Below are 16,906 nucleotides of genomic sequence, written 5' to 3'. Positions count from 1 at the left end.
TAAAAAAAGGGAGCCGTTGGCTCCCTTTTTTTTAACAACTCTGCTGTCATCCCATCAGTTGTAATCAGGCAGAAAAGAATACTTCTCCCTGTATTCCATCATCTGGCGGGCAAAATCATCCGGATACTCTACCCGCACATCGGTAATTTCACCGTCTTCTCCCATCTCCGCTACCAATCTCGGGTTGATAAACCCGCCATAAGGTGCTATACCGAGTTTAGCAGTTCTCTCGAGCACCTCTTTGTGAAGGTCCTGATCTACCTTCACACCGTAATTTTCTACAAGGTTGCGGGCAGCGTTGTAATCGCCTTGCGACTTAATGCGTTGAACTTCGCGAAGAAGTTCTCCAAACAGTTCGCGCAACCGATCATAGTCGCGAATGTGGTAGAACGTTTTTCCTTCGCGCTTCACTTCGGCAATAACAGTATCCGCGGCTCCGGCCTCCAATACCCAACGGGATACCCATGCACGGTTTCTCATATGAGCTTCCTCGATATCATCGCCCAGTTCAAGTCTGCGCAATTGTGTGAGCAATCCGTTTCGTATGTAGCTATCGTACTCTGCTTTTCCAACATCCATGCTTTCCACCAGTCCTAATTTCACCATCATCGAATCCATAATGAAATACAGTGCAATCAGATCGGCCCTGCCCTCCTCGATGGTTGAAGCATAGCTCTTGATGGTTTCCTTTGGGGTGCCCACTCCTTCCTCGAGTGCTCCTGATGCATGACCAATGACTTCATGAAGAGCCGTGTGTAGCTTACCTGCCAGGCTTCCATACATTTTTGCCCGCTCGGCCTCCTCTTCATTATACGCAAACTCATCGATCATGCCTGGTCCGGAGGCTTTATCATAAGCTTCCAGAATATTTCCCAAACTCACAGATTTGGAGCCATACATACTGCGGATCCAGTTGGCGTTGGGGAGGTTCACTCCGATTGGAGTTGACGGCGAAGCATCTCCGGCCTCTCCCGCAACATTGACCACATTGTACGTAATACCAACTACATTCTCTTTTTTGTGCTGATCCATAAATGGCATGTGGTCTTCAAACCACTGCGCATTCTCCATCATCACCTGCATGCGTTCAGATGCGTCAAAATCCTTGATCTGCACAATATTCTCAAAAGAGCCAGTATAACCCAGAGGGTCATTGTACACTTCAACAAAGCCCTGGATGTAATCAATGTCGCCTTCAATAGCTCTCACCCAGGCAATGTTATACAAGTCCCATATCTCAAGGTCTCCGGTTTGGTAATAATCAATAAGCTTGCGCAATGCAGAAGCCTGTTTATCATTCTCCGCTACGCTTTCAGCCAGTTTCAGCCAGCGCACTACCTCTTTAAGGGCATCAGAGTACATCTCTCCCACGCGATATCTGCGCTCTCCAACCTTCCCGTCATCACCTCTCACCAGTTTGGAATTCAAACTTGTTGAAACGGGGGTTCGCTTATTTTTCGGTGCAATGGAAGCGAGGTATTCCTCAGCTTCCCGGGTGGTTATATCCGGATCGTAGAAATTAACAGCCGAACCTTCAACGAGTCCTTTATCCGGGTCTTGCTCTACTTTTTTGGCATCAATAGCCGGGTCGAAGATAGCTGCGAGAACCTCATCGCTCAACTCAATACCTGTGTCAACACACAACTCATCAAAATAATCTCTGCTAAATGTTGGTAGAAACTTGGCATTGCTGTAATGGTGATGAATACCGTTAGAGAACCAAACCCGCTTCAGGTATGTCTCAAAGCGTTTCCAGCCCTTGGTATTTCTGTTGCCAGAATAATTCTCGTAGATATTTTCAAGCGCCCTGCGAATAGTGAGGTTGTGCCGGTAATTCTGATCCTGAATAATCTCTCTTCCAGTCAATCCTGCCTCTACAAGATAGTACACCAACTTTTTTTGCTGAAGCGTTAGATTCTCCCAATCGGGAATTCGGTATCGCAGGATTTTAAGATCCGCAAACTGTTCTGTTTGCCATGCAAACCCGTCTTCATCTGGTTGTGGAATATAAACCTCCGCATCGTCGGGTTGCCAGTCTTCGGGCAGCGCGGCCGAGGTAATGCGCGTATCTTCCGAATCGCACGAGGTAAAAAGAAAAGCCACCAATATGGCAGCCCAAAATGTGTTTTGAAACATATGGGTTGGTTTTTGTGTCGCCCTGCAAAATTAACATTTCACAAAAACCGCGGGGTACCGGCTCTAAAAGCTAAAACCCCAGGAAACGCTGGGAAGTGGAAGAACTATATCCATTGTTTCGTTGCCGTAAAGAATCGGGTTGGTATAGGGTATGTAAAGCAATACCAATCCTGCCCGCATAAAAAAACCGCCGCCGATGGGTTGCAAACGATACCCCACCCTTCCGGTAATCCAGATATCACTGCCCTGTAATGAGTTCGTAAAAGTGGTTCCCAAACCAATTTCCAGAAAGTTTTGCTTCGGCCCAAAGAGGTTGTTGTACTCTACAGGAAAGAAAAGGAATGTGCGATTGTCTTTTAAAGATGAAGGGTAGGGCAATATTCCAATCCCGAGCCTGAGCGACCCCTTGTAATAATCAGACTGAAAGAGGATGCGATCACCGTTTATAGACCAACCCAGGGCATTGCCGCCAATTTCGAAGTGAACCGAAGTGCGTGCGATATCTTTTTCGCGCATTTGCATTTCATGCTGCATGCGCAAATTTTGGCTGTGGGCCGTAAAATGGAGGCCCACAAACACGAGGAAAGAAATGATTCCGGGATAATGCAGCACAGCGCAAAGTTAGCAAACTGTAGCACCCTGAATGTTAAATACCTGAAGGGAGCTCACAGCTTGTAAACAATGAATTCCTTACAAATTCACCGTGCTTAGTTCCCGATAAAAATGCCAAAAAACTCTGCGGACTGACTCATGTTTTGTAACTTGCGTCAATATGGTCGAAGAAAAGCTTCGGCTTTCTTAAACATCAACCTCAACATTTCACTCATGGAAAAGAAAAAAAACATTCGGATATCTGCTTTGGCTACTGGTGCTATACTTGCAAGCGCAATGGGCAGTAATGCAAATGCAACTGAGAGCTTTGAAATGCTTGGCTCAGGAGGTGAATTGCGCAGCGAAATTCTCAGCAGCATAAACCCCATCGCATTTGTTGATAACCGCAATATGGAGCTTAAATGCGGGGAGGGCAAGTGTGGAGAGAAATCCAAAGCTGAAGAAAAAGGCCAAAGCAAAGCCGATGAGAGCAAAGCCGGCGAGCAAATGTGTGGCAAAAAAGCCAGCCAGGCCGATCGTGATGCCGCGCGTAAAGAGGCTTTGGAGCGAGAAGAGAAAAAAGCACAGGAAAAAAAAGAAAAGGAGTCTAAAGCCGGTGAACACAAATGTGGAGAAGGCAAATGCGGAAACTAGCATGCTCTTAAATCTTGAAGGGGGAGCTTTCATGAGCTCCCTTTTTTTATGTTGGGCAGAAATTGAGTACGGCGTAAGATGGGATGAATAAGGAAGTTAACATACCGGGTGTTGGTCTTGGTTTCCGGCGGGAAATGGCTGAGGACATGATTGCCCTCATTTCCGACCGACCGGACTTTATCGAGCTTGCCCCCGAAAATTGGATGGGCATGGGCGGCTACTGGGGCAAAGTTTTACGACGAGCTACCGAAGCCTACCCGGTGGTATGTCATGGCCTTTCATTGTCTGTAGGAAGCCCTGACCCCCTGGACTTGCAGTTTCTCCGCGACTTGAAGGGATTTCTGGACGAACACAATGTTCAGTTATACAGTGAGCACCTAAGTTACAGCAAGTGCAACAATGCCCACTTGTACGATTTGTTGCCTATTCCTTTCAGGGAAGACGCCATCAGGCACATCGCAGCGCGCATTAGGGTGGTGCAGGATGTATTGGAACGCCCGCTCGCACTCGAGAATGTTTCGTACTACACGCCTGTGGCTGCTGAAATGGATGAGGCAACTTTTATTTCCGGCATTGTCAATGAATCTGGTTGTAAGCTTCTGCTCGACGTGAACAATGTGTACGTAAATGCCTTCAACCATCAATACGACCCGAAAACTTTCCTGTCATCGCTTCCGCTCGAGTCTGTGGCATATATCCATATGGCCGGGCACGAACAAGTGGCGCCTGACCTCATTATTGATACACACGGTCAAAATGTGATAGAACCGGTGTATGACCTGTTTTCCTGGACACTCCCTAAACTAAACCCGGTGCCCGTGCTGCTTGAGCGCGACTTCAACATACCGGACTTATCGGTTTTGGTTGGTGAAATGAACAATCTGCGCGGTTTGGCGCATCAAGCCTGGAGCCGACAAACATGTTGAAGAAGGATACATCATCAATTCAGGGCGCGCTTGCACAATATTGCCGTGACGGCATAGACATCAGCATACCGGGCACTTCACCTGAAAGACTTAAACAGTATCGAAAGTTGGTGCTCAATGTTGTTCATAGTATCTTGACTGAGGCTTATCCTATTGCGGTGAGGTTCCTCGGAACTGACAATTGGAATGAACTGGTTGAAAGATTTTTCGCTGAACACAAATGTCACAACCCCCGGGTTTGGCGGATGGCCCGAGAATTACTGGAATTTGTCGAGGAGACCGGATATCACAAATCCAACAACCTGCCTTTTTTGCCCGACCTGCTTATGATGGAATGGACAGAAATAGAGGTACACAGCACGCCCGACCTGGAAGTTCCCGCTCACGTTCTTTGTGCCGATAACCAGTTATTGAGCCTTCCACTGGTTTTTAACCCGCACTACAGACTTTTGCACCTCACCTACCCTGTTCACCGTATTCATCGTGCTGATTTTATATCCAAACCCGGAAACTTTTTTCTGCTCGTTTTTCGTGAGAAGGAGTCTGGTAAAGTGCAATTTGTTTCGCTTAGTCTCCAATACGCAGCGCTGCTCGAAACCCTTTTAGAGTCAGAAGGGCTCCACGCACTAGGTGCGATGAATGCCCTCATCGAGTCAGGAAGCCTATCGCCTGATTCGTTTGATGAGCAGAAGGTTCTGAACTTCCTGAAAAGCCTTCAAAGCAAACAATTCATCCTCGGGAAGGCAGCGTAGCAAAAATTGATTAACTTCACGCGTACCAACCAATAACCTTTCCGATGGAATTGCTTATTCAGGGATCGCAAGGGGACGAAGTGCTCGCCCTTCAGGAAATCCTGAAGGAAATTGGCTACAACATTGAGCCCAGTGGTTGTTATTGTGCCCGCACTACAGAGGCAGTTCTGGATTTTCAGCGAGTAACAAGTATTCCGGTTGACGGTGCTGTGGGTGATATCACCTGGGCTTTTTTGCTCAATGTGCAAGCCTTAAAAGCACGAGGAGGAACTCCATAGAACAGTCAGGTCATCCATCCCGCCGGCTTTTTTAACTTTGCCGAAATTTCCCGAAAACCATGGTAAACCGCGTAGTGAAGTTTACGCTCATCGCAGCGCTTCTCGGATTGATAATCTGGCAATTCAGTTCAGGACACATAGGAAACGGCATCTCACTTATTTTCGTGTTGGCGCTTATAGTCTTGAGTATTTTCAAGGACGAGCGCATTCTCTGGGCATTTTTCCAGTTGCGTCGCCAAAAGCCCGATAAAGCGCATGCGGCTCTTTTGAGGATAAAACGACCTGATTTGTTGGTACGCTCACAGGAAGCCTACTATTACTACCTGCTCGGCATGGTAGAGTCTCAGTTGAAAAGTTTAACACAGGCCGAGAAATACTTCCGCAAGGCGCTCAATCTTGGGCTACGCATGAAACACGATCAGGCAATGGCCAAACTCAACCTTGCCGGTATTTGTATGGCAAAACGCAAGAAGCGAGAGGCTACGACGCTTTTAGCCGAAGCTAAAAAGCTCGACAAGCACAAAATTCTGGCTGATCAGATCAAAATGCTCCAACAGCAATTGAAGCGAATCTGATTTCGCTGAGGATTAGGATTAAAGTCCCTTGTTGCGGCGCAGTTTCTGACGTTGTGTGTCAGGGCCTCCAAATCGGGGTTCGTACATAAGGAGAATTTCAAAAGCACCGTTTCCACCGGTTGCAACATCAAAGCCCGATATGTTCAGGTCGTATGCAAAGCCAATGCGAAAATTTGAGTACTCAATGTTTATCGCAAAAATCATGGCGTCCATAAGGCGGTGGTATATACCAAAGCCCGCAGCAAGATGATTCTTGTAGTTCGTGTAGGCAGTACGATCTGTCAAATCGAAGGTCACATCTCCCCCAAAGTTCATAAAGAAGTTAGGGCCCATCATCATCGCCATAATATTGGGGCGAAAGGTGGTCATCCTGTCAGGGTGCCCAAGCTCAAAACCAGCCATGTATGTAAACTTATGATAGAGGTTGTCAAAGTCCTCAATCAAACTCATGTTGGGTCGGTTAACATGAAACATGGCTGCTCCCAGGTAAAACCGCTTGTCATCATCAAACGTGTAGTTCCACAGTGCGCCTGCCCCTACGGTCACATTACCTCGAGCGAGTTTTCCGCCCCGCATACCCTCACCATTGTTAATGGTGGGGTCAAAACCGTTTCCTGCCCACTGACGATCCCATGTTGACTCAGGTGTGTTGAAGCTTCGCTGCAGAAATCCGAAATTCAATCCGAAAGAGATGTAGTGGGGCTTCTTGTAACGACTACCCAAATCGAGACTGTAGCTCAGAGCCCCATTGATGTTTAGGTTGCTCATTCCTTGTGTACCGGCCTGATCATGATTAAAATTCAAACCAATTCCCAGGAAATTGTCTCCCATGTTACGGGTTTGTATCGGGGCATCAAATGAAGCTGCCGACGTTACAAAAGGGGTGGACACCGAAGCCCACTGATTACGGTAGGTTGCCACCGCGCGCATGTCGCCACGGGTTGCTCCGGCCGCAGCTGGATTCCAATGCACAGGCGAATAATAGAACTGAGAGAAATGGACATCCTGCTGCGCAGTTACATCCGCCCACCCCATCATTCCTGCTACTGTACATGCGAAGAGTAGTTTTTTCTTCATACGCGGTTATCTTACCAGGGTAATATCTCCCTTTATGATTTGTTGATTTCCATCTAACTGAAACACTTCTAAATAGTAACCAAAAACACCTGCATTCAATTCCCGGCCTCCCATGGTACCATCCCAACCCACACTTTGGTCGTTGGTTTCAAATACTTTTTGACCATAGCGATTGTAAACCACAAATCGCATACGGGTAATGTTGTTGCCTCTCACGAAGAGTACGTCGTTCACTCCATCGCCATTCGGCGAAAAAGAGTTCGGTACGCCAACTACGTAGGACTCTTCTACAAACACGGTAACGGTATCGGAGCTTTGACACCCACCAGACTGCTCGTAAAACACGATAAATGTCGTGGTTTCATTTAAAGGATAGGTAACCGTACTTGGACAAGAGAAGCAAAGCACGTCTTCAAAGGGTTGCCAAACAAAGTTTCCGGTTCCGTTTCCGGCTACGGCCGTGAGTGTGGTGCTGGTGCCCTGAACAATGGTTTGATCGGGTCCGGCATTCACGTTTGGCGGATTCACCACTGTGATTTGCTGGGTAATAGATGTAGAAGACCCAAATTGATTGGTTACGGTAAGGGTTACATTGTAAATTCCTGTTTGGTCGAGGTAACAGATATCAGTGGGGTTTTCCATCTCCGATGTGGGAGTTGCTGCTCCCTCGAAGGTCCAGAAATAGCTCGTACCACCTGTACTGGTGTTTTCAAAATCATAACACTGCCCCAAACACACAATAGGCGTGTAGTTGAAATTGGCAATAGGGCCGCAGGTATCAACCACCGTGATAAAATTGCTGAAGGTTGAATCCGTGATCTCTCCGTCAACGGTGAGTTCAAGGGTTACATCAAAACTGCCTTCGTTCAGATAGCATACCTGTGGTGGATTTTGTACCGTTGAGAAAGAGGGAACTGCACCCGGAAAACTCCACGACCAATTGCTGGTGTTTCCTTCTGTCAGGTCGGTAAAAGAAACACAGTCACCCAAACAAATAAGCGTAGTTGACGAGCCAATCTGCACTGGAGGTGCAGGTTCAGGAAGGCATTCTTCTACAGTAATGAACGCAGGTTGGGTCAAAATGTCTGTTTCAACTCCGTCAGAGGCTTCGAGGGTAACCTCATACTGACCTGCACTTTGGTAGCATATTTCCGTTGGATTGGCATCGGTTGACGAAGGCGTATCAGCCCCCGGAAAAGACCACTCAAAATCTGTGGCACCACCAATACTTTGGTTGATGAAATCAATACAGTCGCCTTCACAGATCACCAGCTCAGATGCAGTAAAACCAGCTTGCGGACCAGCGCAGTCTGCTACGGTGATGTATCCGTTCACCGTCACTTCATCGTCGCCATCATCACCAGTAACCAGCAGGGTTACCGCAAATGTACCCTCATTGCTGTAGCAGATATTTCCGGGATTTTGATTGTTTGAGTTTTGGGTATCAGCACCGTCGAATGTCCACTGCCATGTGTTCACCGATCCGGTGCTTTGGTCATTGAAGTTTACGCAATCACCAATGCAGATATTCTGCACATTGGAGGAAAAAGCAGCTGTAGGGGGGGCTGAGCAGTCATCAACCACTATAAAATTGTTCACCGTTGTCTGATCATTTCCATCAGGGCCGGTTACCACCAGAGTCACGCTGTATGAGCCGGGGGTATTGTAGCAGATGTTGTTGGGGTTCTGGTTGGTGGAATTTGCGGTTTCCGCGCCGGTAAAAGTCCACTGCCAATCCGTAATGTTACCCGTACTCTGATCTGTGAAGTTCACACAATCTCCTGCACAAATATTCTGGACATTGGAGGAAAAGGCAGCTTCCGGTGGATCTGAGCAATCGCTTACCGTAATAAAGGCGTTCTCAGTGGTTGAATCATCTCCAAAAGCACTTGAAACGCTCAAGCTTACCGCGTAGGTTCCTGGCGTGTCGTAACATACGTTAGTGGGGTTTTGTTGATTGGAGTTATTCGGATTGGCTCCGGTAAACCCCCACGTCCAAGATGTTATATCATCGCCAAGACTGGTGTCAGTAAAATCAACACATTCTCCGGCACAAATATCGGTAGAGCTAGCTGTAAATGATGCCTGTGGAGGCAAACCGCATGCCTCTACCTCTATAAAACCCGGTATGGTAAGAACATCGTTAGCACCACCAGGTCCGGTCACTTCGAGCGTAACGGCATAGGTTCCGGGGTTATCGTAGCAAACATCGGCTGGACTCTGCTGATTTGATGACCCCGGCGTTCCTCCTTCAAAGGTCCATGTCCAACCTGTTACGGGCCCATCGCTCAAATCGGTGAACTCAACACAATCACCGGCACATACAATAGTTTCACTTGACGTGAAATCAGCGAAAATGTCAGGCGGTGGTGGAGGCGCACCGGTAAAGAGTTCAATGTCGTCTATGGCTACACTTGGGTCTGTGGCAATGCCGTCGTCCACGTTAATCCACCTGAAACCGATGCGCACATTGGGGTTGTTATCGGCACTGGCCGGTAAAGCCACAGAAAAAGCAGTCCAGATTCCCTGAGGAGCACAAGTAAGAGCAGTTTGAGGCAATGTCCCCAAATCGCTCCATGTCATACCATCGAAATATTGAATCGAACAAAAGTCATCATTGTTACCACCTGCCATGTACAAAAAACTCATGGTAATCTCTGCCTGACCGGAGCAGTCAATAATGGGTGATTGAGCCCGGATGTCAGTATCCGTAAAGCCAAACCCCGTCTCGAAATAGGCTGCCCCTAAATCTCCGAGCAGGTCGGTGCTTACATGCAATGATGCATTGCTCAGGCCCGGCGTGTCAAGACAGCCCTCGCCACAATTCCCTTCCCCCATCCCAGCCTCTGTCGCACTCACATACCATACGTTTGGTTGAACAGAGTTTGCACCGGGGTCCACCTGAACAACTGTCCATTGTCCAAGGCCAGAATTAAAACCGTCTGCTGTTTGGCTGTTACACCCGGGTATATTGCCAAAATCTTCCGACCAAAACACCTGGGCATTCGAGCTCAAAGCACAAAACACACACATCAGAAATACCGAAGTTCTCAACATTATTGCAGGCTTACAAAACACTGCCATTCAGGCAGTAGAAGGTTTATTAACGTTTTTTCAACAATTTTCAAAGTGGCCAATTTACGGAATTCGGAGATACCGCTAAAATTTTTGTGCAGTGAATTCACTTTAATGTTTGGTTCATAGGCTATTCGTGAACAACCACTCTCACGGCAAATTTAAGCTCTTTGCTGTATGCAGCGCAAGCACTACGAAAATTAGCGCAACATACTGCCTACCTGACCTATTCAACACTCAACCCATCCCGCGACCATCCAAAACGCAGCGAGTTGTGCTGGTGTAATTGCAACCCATCGCATCTCAAAAACGTATTTAAGCCTTTTGCACAACCAAAGCAATGGAAAGCTATGAAAACGGGAAAACGAAGAGTTATGGTGAGCTTCGAACGCTTGCCTGAAACAGTGCGCAACGAACTTAAGAAAAAGTATCCTGATGGTTTTCAGGAACATTTGGTTTGTATGACCGATCATCGCAACAACACCATTCACGTGCTACGCCATGAAACAGCCGAAAGCTCCTACCTGATCAAGTTCGAGAATTACAAAGCGCAGATCGCTCACTTTCTCGGCAACTTTAAGGACTTTAACGAGAAACCCGACGAAACAGAAATAAACAGCGACTAACAACTATTTCACACCGACAATCTTGACATTGCACTCAATCGGGCTTACCTTTGCGCTGCAACTCTAAGCGCAACCCCGTGAAACAACTTTACTTTCTATCACAAGTGCTATTCATCTCACTGACGGTCAACGCACAACCTATTCTTCAACACAACTGCTTTTACGAGCCAGGCGATTGGGTTCTGGCATACGACGTCGCTACCGAAAATATGCACGACGGCCCGGATGGCGCCAACCAAATCTGGGATTTTACAGATCTGCATACGCTGGGCAACTCCGAAATTTGGGGCGGCAGCATCATTCACCCAGGCGACATCAGTGATTTTCCCTTCTTCGGAATGGCCAATGTAGCCATGGCGCTTCCAAACGGCTCGGTTCGTTACTGGAGCAATCAGGAGGCCGGTTTAGTTTCCCTCGGTCAGGGAGGGGACAATGAAGTGATTCAAATGCACAACGGTGCTACCTGGTTTGAGTACCCTTTTGAATTCGGAAGCATTTCTTCTGACGAATCTTCAGGCACACTCTTCAGCATGTGTAGAGACTGGGCTCTTGACCAATTGGTAGAATGCGAGGGCGTAGGCTATGGCACGCTGATTTTGCCTAATGGAACCTATGAAAACGTTCTCAAAATTCGAAGAACCACGCTTACTACCCGCTACAACGCCAATCTGGACATGGAGCGCCACTACACCGTATTGGAGCACATCTGGATGAGTCCCGAACAGCGCGGCCCCCTCCTCTACCAACGCTCCTGGAGCAGTGATGCATGCCCCGGAAGCAACGAAGGCGCAGAGATGTTCTACACCATTCCGCAGCAGGTAACGCATGTAGAAACACAAACCGGCAACATCTCGCTTGGCGTGTTTCCCAACCCGGCAAGGCAGTTGGTCTCTGTCAATATCCGCAGCTCTGAAGTAACAAATGGCAAGCTTTGGATCAGTGATATGTTGGGTCAACATATTTATGCGCTTCCGGAAAACCTTAGCATTCACTCTAACTTCTCCACGCAACTGGACCTGGGCAATCTGAGAGCAGGTTTGTACCTCATTCATTTTCAGACCAACAAAGAAACCCTTTCTCAACGTATTATGGTGCTATAAACAATTGTTGCACCTCGCTGTGGAAAAAGCTTGCGCATAGGTCATCTTGTATTGGTCAGAAAAGTGTTACCTTTAGATATCCAATTCATGTGTCCTATGAAGTTCGTTATTCTGTCTTTTTGTTCGCTTTTTACCTTCTATGCTCAGGCTCAGACCAATGGCATCACCCTCTCTCATTTTGAAAAACAGGTTCGTGTAAACGTAGCCGATTTGGAAGACGCTGTGCTATATGAAGCACACAGCAATTGCCCCGGCAAGTTGCAGGTCGATTTCACCGACAAACACTTTTCCGGAGGATGTGCTGGTGCTATTGAGCGCACATATGAATTCAGCGATGCCTGTGGTAACAAACTTACCGAAAGCCAGTACATCACTTTGGTTGACGACACCCCTCCTGTTTTCCAAAATGCCCCCGTTGATACGCTTGTTGCCAGCAGAGAAGAAATTCCGCGGGCACTGTTTGTTGGAGCCTTTGACGATGGTGGCCAGGGTGCAGATATCAGCTTTGACGAACAGTACAATTTCTCTGATCCGGATAATGTAATCATCACTCGTACCTGGACAGCCTCTGATGTTTGCGGCAACACTGCCACGCACACGCAACAAATCACTGTCCCCAAGAGGAAATAAACCCTTCATCCGTTATTGGCACATCATATCCATGAAATGTGCAACACTTCTGCAATAACTCCGTATAAACGATTGTTGAGGAGCAAACAAGTCTTGTTTATAATCTCCAAGAAAGCTGTACTGTATTTTGTACCAATACCCTTATATTTGAGGGCAAATTGTCTAATATCCAAATCGCCGCCATACCAACCTGAAACATCTTTCATCATGAATAAAATTTTTACCCTTCTTGTAGCTTCTACCCTACTGATGGCTAGCAACGGTAAAGCGCAGACCATAGCTGAATACAGCCTGGATGCGACCGTGGCGGCTACTTCCGTTGACCCCAACCTAACTGCAGGGAATATTACTGCAGTAGGAGTCAACATTCCGACTCCCGGGACGAACCCTGGCTCCAATGGTTTTCGAGCTGATCAATGGCCCGTAGGCGCAAATCTTGATTCTACCGCCTACTTTGAAGTGGTTCTTACCCCCGACCCAGGTTTTGAGATGAACATCACCGAAATACGATACAATAACAGAAGGTCTGCTACTGGCCCACCGAACTTTGCGGTGTATTGGAGCCTGGATGGAGTTTTTGCCAACAGCACAATGATTCAAAGCGGCACAATTGCATCTGGCAGCAGTGGAATACCTCAATCCATTACAGGCCTGGATATTGATGTACCTGAGGGCGAACAAATTTATATACGTTGGTATGCCTGGGAGGCCAGCGCTGGAAGTGGAACCTACTGGATGAGCCGTTTTAACGGTGTAGGTCTGGAAATCGACGGAACACTTACTACCCTTAGCACAGCTGTTTCTTTTGCCTCACCCTCCGGAGTTACCAGCGAAGGTGATGGCACCTACGATATTGTGGTAAGCATTGAAAATCCCTCTGCCACGGTTGATACCGAGGTTGATGTAGTGCTAATGACCGGTGACGACAGTGCGGTAAACGGCTTTAACAGCCAGACCGTGGTATTCCCTGCAGGTAGCTCAGCAGATCAAACGGTAACACTTACCATTGTAGATGATGCCCTGTGCAAGGACGATGAGTTCATTGCCTTTCAATTGATGAACCCCACTGGTGGGAACAGCACCATAATTAGTTCACCCTCCAATTTTTCGCTACAAATCATCGACAACGACAAAATCGCGAATCTCTTCTACGAGGACGATTTCGAATCCAATAACCTCAACAACTGGACACAGGGCACAGATGGCCACTGGGCAACCAGCACGGTAAATGCCATCTCCGGAACCTACTCACTCAAGCATAACCTTTCAGATGTTCAAAGCACTAGCTATATCAGCCTCCCTACCAATGATCTTGAATTGTCTGGAATGGTCACCACGTGGCGTTTCCAATTGCAAAACGGCGATTGGGAATTTTCAGGAAACAACCGCCCCTGGGTTTACCTCGTGTCATCGGAAGAAACGATTTTTCCGACCAACCAAACCACAGGCTATGCTGTCGGAATCGAAAATATTGGGCCGGCACCATTCAGTCGTTTTCTTGCGCTTTACAGAATTCCACCCACCGGAGAGGTGCCTTTGGTTGTTTCAACACTGAATTGGAATGAAGGTAAAACCGTAGGTGTTGAAGTGGTGCGCGACGAAGCGGGTAATTGGGTATTGCGCTACGATGAGGACGGAGGTTTTGATGACCTCGTTACTGCAGGTAGCGCTTTCGACGACACCTACACTTCGGCAAACTATATGGGGCTTGCTTTTCAGTTTACATCAACCCGTGCCGGAGAGTTGTGGATGGATGATTTCAGCGTAACCCAGACTACCTGTCAAAACACGTTTTACTCGCAACAAAGCGGTGATTTCGGCGATGATATATGGGATGTGGTTCCTGGCGGTACAGCCGGACCTGCCGTTTTTAACCTGTACAACGACTTTGTGATTCAAAGTGGTCATGATCTCGATCTTACCGCCAACGTAGACCTCGGAGGGCTTACCATTGAGAGCGGCGCTTCTCTGGACATGGGAACCGATGGATACACATTAAAAATGACTGGTGACTGGAGCAACAATGGAAGCTTTGAAGCCGGCGACGGAAACGTTCGCATGGTGGGTGTGAGCAATGTGACAGCCTCCGGCAACAACACCTTTTACGATCTTTCGCTTGATAAATTGGGTGGCACAGTAACTATGGACGGCGCCACTGATTTGTTGGGAACACTCACTGTAACCAAAGGTAATCTTGATACCGATGGTAATCCATTTACCTTGAAATCAACCGCCAGCCAAACGGCATCCGTTGGGCCTGTAGGTGCAAGTTCTAACATTACGGGAGACTTTACCGTAGAGCGCTACATTCAAAACGGCCCCACAGGCTGGAGAAACATGGGGTCTTCGGTATCCGGAGCAACCCTCCAGGGATGGAACGAGCATTTTACAACCACAGGATTTCCCGGGGCTGACTTCCCGGATTGGCCGACACCTGCCAATCGTTTTGTCAGCCTGAAGTACTACGATGAAACCCTTCCAGGCGATCGTGAAATCGGGTGGATGTCGCCAACCAATACAAGTAATGTGATTCCCGATGGCCGCGGATACTGGATGTATATTGGCGGCTCTGAGCTGCCCGAAACCGTGAACCTCACCGGAGAATTGATTACCGGTGATTTCAGTTATGATCTTGATTATACCGAAAGCCTTGGTGATTTCCACGACGGCTGGAACCTGCTCTCTAATGTCTATGCCTCAACGGTAGATTGGGACAGCCCCAACCTCACCAAAGTGGACATTGAAAACGGGATATGGATATGGGATGCCAACATTCAGCAATACGGTACATACATCAGCAGTGTAAGTACGCACGGTGTAACCAATGAAATTGCGCACTCGCAATCATTCTGGGTGCACACACTGGACATCAACGCCGCGCTCACCTTCCGTGAGTCGGCCAAAAGCAGCAACAACAACGCAGATTGGATTAAGCAAAATGTGGAAGCTGTATCACTGGTTCGTCTTCAAATTGACGGCAATGGCTTTATGGACGAAACGGTGCTGGTTTTCAATGACGATGCAACCATTGGCTACGAAGGCACCCACGATGCCATGAAGTTTTTCAGTCCCAATGAAGAGGTCCCCAGCCTGGCCATGCTGGCGAACAACGGTGAAGAAGACTTTGATGTGGCCATCAACGCATTGCCCATGCCTGAAACCGGTGGAATCAGCATTCCGTTGAAAGCCCTCGCTGGGGTTAACGGAAATTACTTGTTGAGTGTGTCTGACATTCAAAACCTGCCATCAAGTGCCTGCTTATATGTGGAAGACCTTGAAACCGGCGATGTAATGCTTATTGAGGAAGGCGCCAACCTGACCGTTGCCCTGGATACCGGTTACCATGACGCGCGTTTTGTAATCCACGTAAGTGCGCCTGTAAGCGCCGACAAGACGGATAACTCTTGTGCGGATGCCAACGACGGAATGATTACCGCACTTGGAGCCGGCGAGGGTCCCTGGACCTACACGTGGCTCAACGAGGCCGGACAAGTGGTAAAGGTTTCTGAGAATTTGATGGAGGCTGATACCCTTAACAACCTTGCAGCAGGATTGTACACCCTGGAGGTAAGCGGATCGGACGAAGTATGTGGTACGCGCTCTGAAGAGTTTTACATCAACGAACCTATGCCACTTTCTGCCTCTACCATATTGGAAGCTGCCAACTGCAATTCAGGAGCGAATGGACAGGTTGCTGTTCTTGCCAGCGGCGGACAGGGCACATGGTCGCTGGCCATCTACCAGAATGAAGAGCTCCTCGATGAAGTGACCAACGAAGAAGGTACCTACAGCTTTGTAAACCTGGAAAGTGGTTGGTACACCATTCAGGCAGGAAACACTTGCGGAGTAATTGAAGAGATTGTTCATCTTTTTGACGAAAGCGCGCCAGTTGCAAACTTTGAAGGCCCCGAGAGTATTTCGCTCACAATGGGTGGTGAGGTTAACTTCACCAACACCTCGCTAAATGCCGAATGGTTTGAGTGGTTCATTGGTGATGATGAGTACTATACCGAAAACATCACGCACACTTTCACATTGCCCGGAACGCATGAGGTGATTATGTACGCCTTCTTTGGAGACTGCTACGATGTAGTAACCAAGAGCATCGAAGTTACCGACATTGCGGCCAATGTTGAAGTGATTGAAACACCCGACAACATCAGCATCTGGTACGACGGACGTGAGGTTGTGATTGAGCATTCTTTCAATGGTCAGCAAATGGATATTCGCATCATGAACATCCTTGGCCAAACGCTCTACACCAACCAGTCCTTTGCTGAACGAACCATGATCAATGTCGGCTCAAGCGAATATACCGCCGGAGTATACCTGGTGAATGTCTCGATTAACGACGAGGTAAAAACCCAGAAAATCGTGATTAACCGCTAAGCTTAAAGAGCATATCTTAGAGAAGAGCCACCCGTCGGGGTGGCTTTTTTTGTGAGGGTATCATGCACGCCAATCATTCTGCACAAAAAAACCGCCC

13 protein-coding genes are annotated in these 16,906 nt (G+C 47.9%); 9 read left to right on the top strand and 4 right to left on the bottom strand.

Features of this window, described 5'->3' with window-relative positions; all coding sequences use genetic code 11:
* Nucleotides 1-54 precede the first annotated feature (54 nt).
* Both EA392_09425 and EA392_09420 read right to left on the bottom strand, forming a co-directional pair.
* Nucleotides 55-2,136 carry a dihydrofolate reductase gene (locus EA392_09425; GenBank protein ID TVR38684.1) on the bottom strand — a complete coding sequence of 694 codons (2,082 nt, stop codon included), beginning with the start codon at nt 2,134-2,136 and terminating at the stop codon, nt 55-57.
* A 63-nt stretch (nt 2,137-2,199) separates the two neighbouring features.
* Nucleotides 2,200-2,748: a hypothetical protein gene (locus EA392_09420; protein TVR38683.1), complete on the bottom strand. Its 549-nt coding sequence runs from the start codon at nt 2,746-2,748 to the stop codon at nt 2,200-2,202.
* Nucleotides 2,749-2,898: 150 nt separating this feature from the next.
* On the opposite strand from EA392_09420, the gene EA392_09415 reads away from it, so the two are divergent.
* The 5 genes from EA392_09415 (at nt 2,899) to EA392_09395 (ending at nt 5,912) form a co-directional block, all read left to right on the top strand.
* Complete coding sequence (locus EA392_09415; GenBank protein ID TVR38682.1) at nt 2,899-3,381, top strand: hypothetical protein; 483 nt, start codon at nt 2,899-2,901, stop codon at nt 3,379-3,381.
* Between the two features lie 83 nt (nt 3,382-3,464).
* A complete protein-coding gene (locus tag EA392_09410) occupies nt 3,465-4,307 on the top strand; it encodes a DUF692 domain-containing protein (GenBank protein ID TVR38681.1) in 843 nt (280 codons plus the stop codon).
* Nucleotides 4,301-5,059 (top strand): hypothetical protein, encoded by a 759-nt coding sequence (locus EA392_09405; GenBank protein ID TVR38680.1) that lies wholly within the window; start codon nt 4,301-4,303, stop codon nt 5,057-5,059. Before EA392_09410 ends, EA392_09405 begins: the two co-directional genes overlap by 7 nt.
* Before the next feature lie 44 nt (nt 5,060-5,103).
* The gene (locus tag EA392_09400; GenBank protein TVR38679.1) at nt 5,104-5,337 is read left to right on the top strand and encodes a peptidoglycan-binding protein; all 234 of its coding nucleotides are present in this window, start codon (nt 5,104-5,106) and stop codon (nt 5,335-5,337) included.
* A gap of 59 nt (nt 5,338-5,396) precedes the next feature.
* Entirely contained in the window at nt 5,397-5,912 is a 516-nt protein-coding gene (locus EA392_09395; protein TVR38678.1) for a DUF2892 domain-containing protein, read from the top strand.
* Between the two features lie 18 nt (nt 5,913-5,930).
* On the opposite strand, the gene EA392_09390 is transcribed toward EA392_09395, so the two are convergent.
* Together EA392_09390 and EA392_09385 are read right to left on the bottom strand one after the other, a co-directional pair.
* The gene (locus EA392_09390) at nt 5,931-6,989 is read right to left on the bottom strand and encodes a type IX secretion system membrane protein PorP/SprF (protein ID TVR38677.1); all 1,059 of its coding nucleotides are present in this window, start codon (nt 6,987-6,989) and stop codon (nt 5,931-5,933) included.
* A gap of 6 nt (nt 6,990-6,995) precedes the next feature.
* A complete protein-coding gene (locus EA392_09385) occupies nt 6,996-10,073 on the bottom strand; it encodes a PKD domain-containing protein (GenBank protein TVR38676.1) in 3,078 nt (1,025 codons plus the stop codon).
* Nucleotides 10,074-10,414: 341 nt separating this feature from the next.
* On the opposite strand from EA392_09385, the gene EA392_09380 reads away from it, so the two are divergent.
* The 4 genes from EA392_09380 (at nt 10,415) to EA392_09365 (ending at nt 16,809) form a co-directional block, all read left to right on the top strand.
* On the top strand, nt 10,415-10,690 hold the full coding sequence (locus tag EA392_09380; protein ID TVR38675.1) for a hypothetical protein: 276 nt from the start codon (nt 10,415-10,417) through the stop codon (nt 10,688-10,690).
* A 77-nt stretch (nt 10,691-10,767) separates the two neighbouring features.
* A complete protein-coding gene (locus EA392_09375; GenBank protein ID TVR38674.1) occupies nt 10,768-11,790 on the top strand; it encodes a T9SS C-terminal target domain-containing protein in 1,023 nt (340 codons plus the stop codon).
* 96 nt (nt 11,791-11,886) lie between these two features.
* Complete coding sequence (locus EA392_09370; protein ID TVR38673.1) at nt 11,887-12,420, top strand: hypothetical protein; 534 nt, start codon at nt 11,887-11,889, stop codon at nt 12,418-12,420.
* Between the two features lie 36 nt (nt 12,421-12,456).
* A complete protein-coding gene (locus EA392_09365) occupies nt 12,457-16,809 on the top strand; it encodes a T9SS C-terminal target domain-containing protein (protein ID TVR38672.1) in 4,353 nt (1,450 codons plus the stop codon).
* The last annotated feature ends 97 nt before the right edge of the window (nt 16,810-16,906 follow it).

Source organism: Cryomorphaceae bacterium, assembly GCA_007695365.1.
In the GTDB taxonomy this organism is placed as follows: domain Bacteria; phylum Bacteroidota; class Bacteroidia; order Flavobacteriales_D; family SKUL01; genus SKUL01.
The sequence above is the reverse complement of the archived record's forward strand: the minus strand, read 5'-3'. Positions and strand labels throughout refer to the sequence as shown.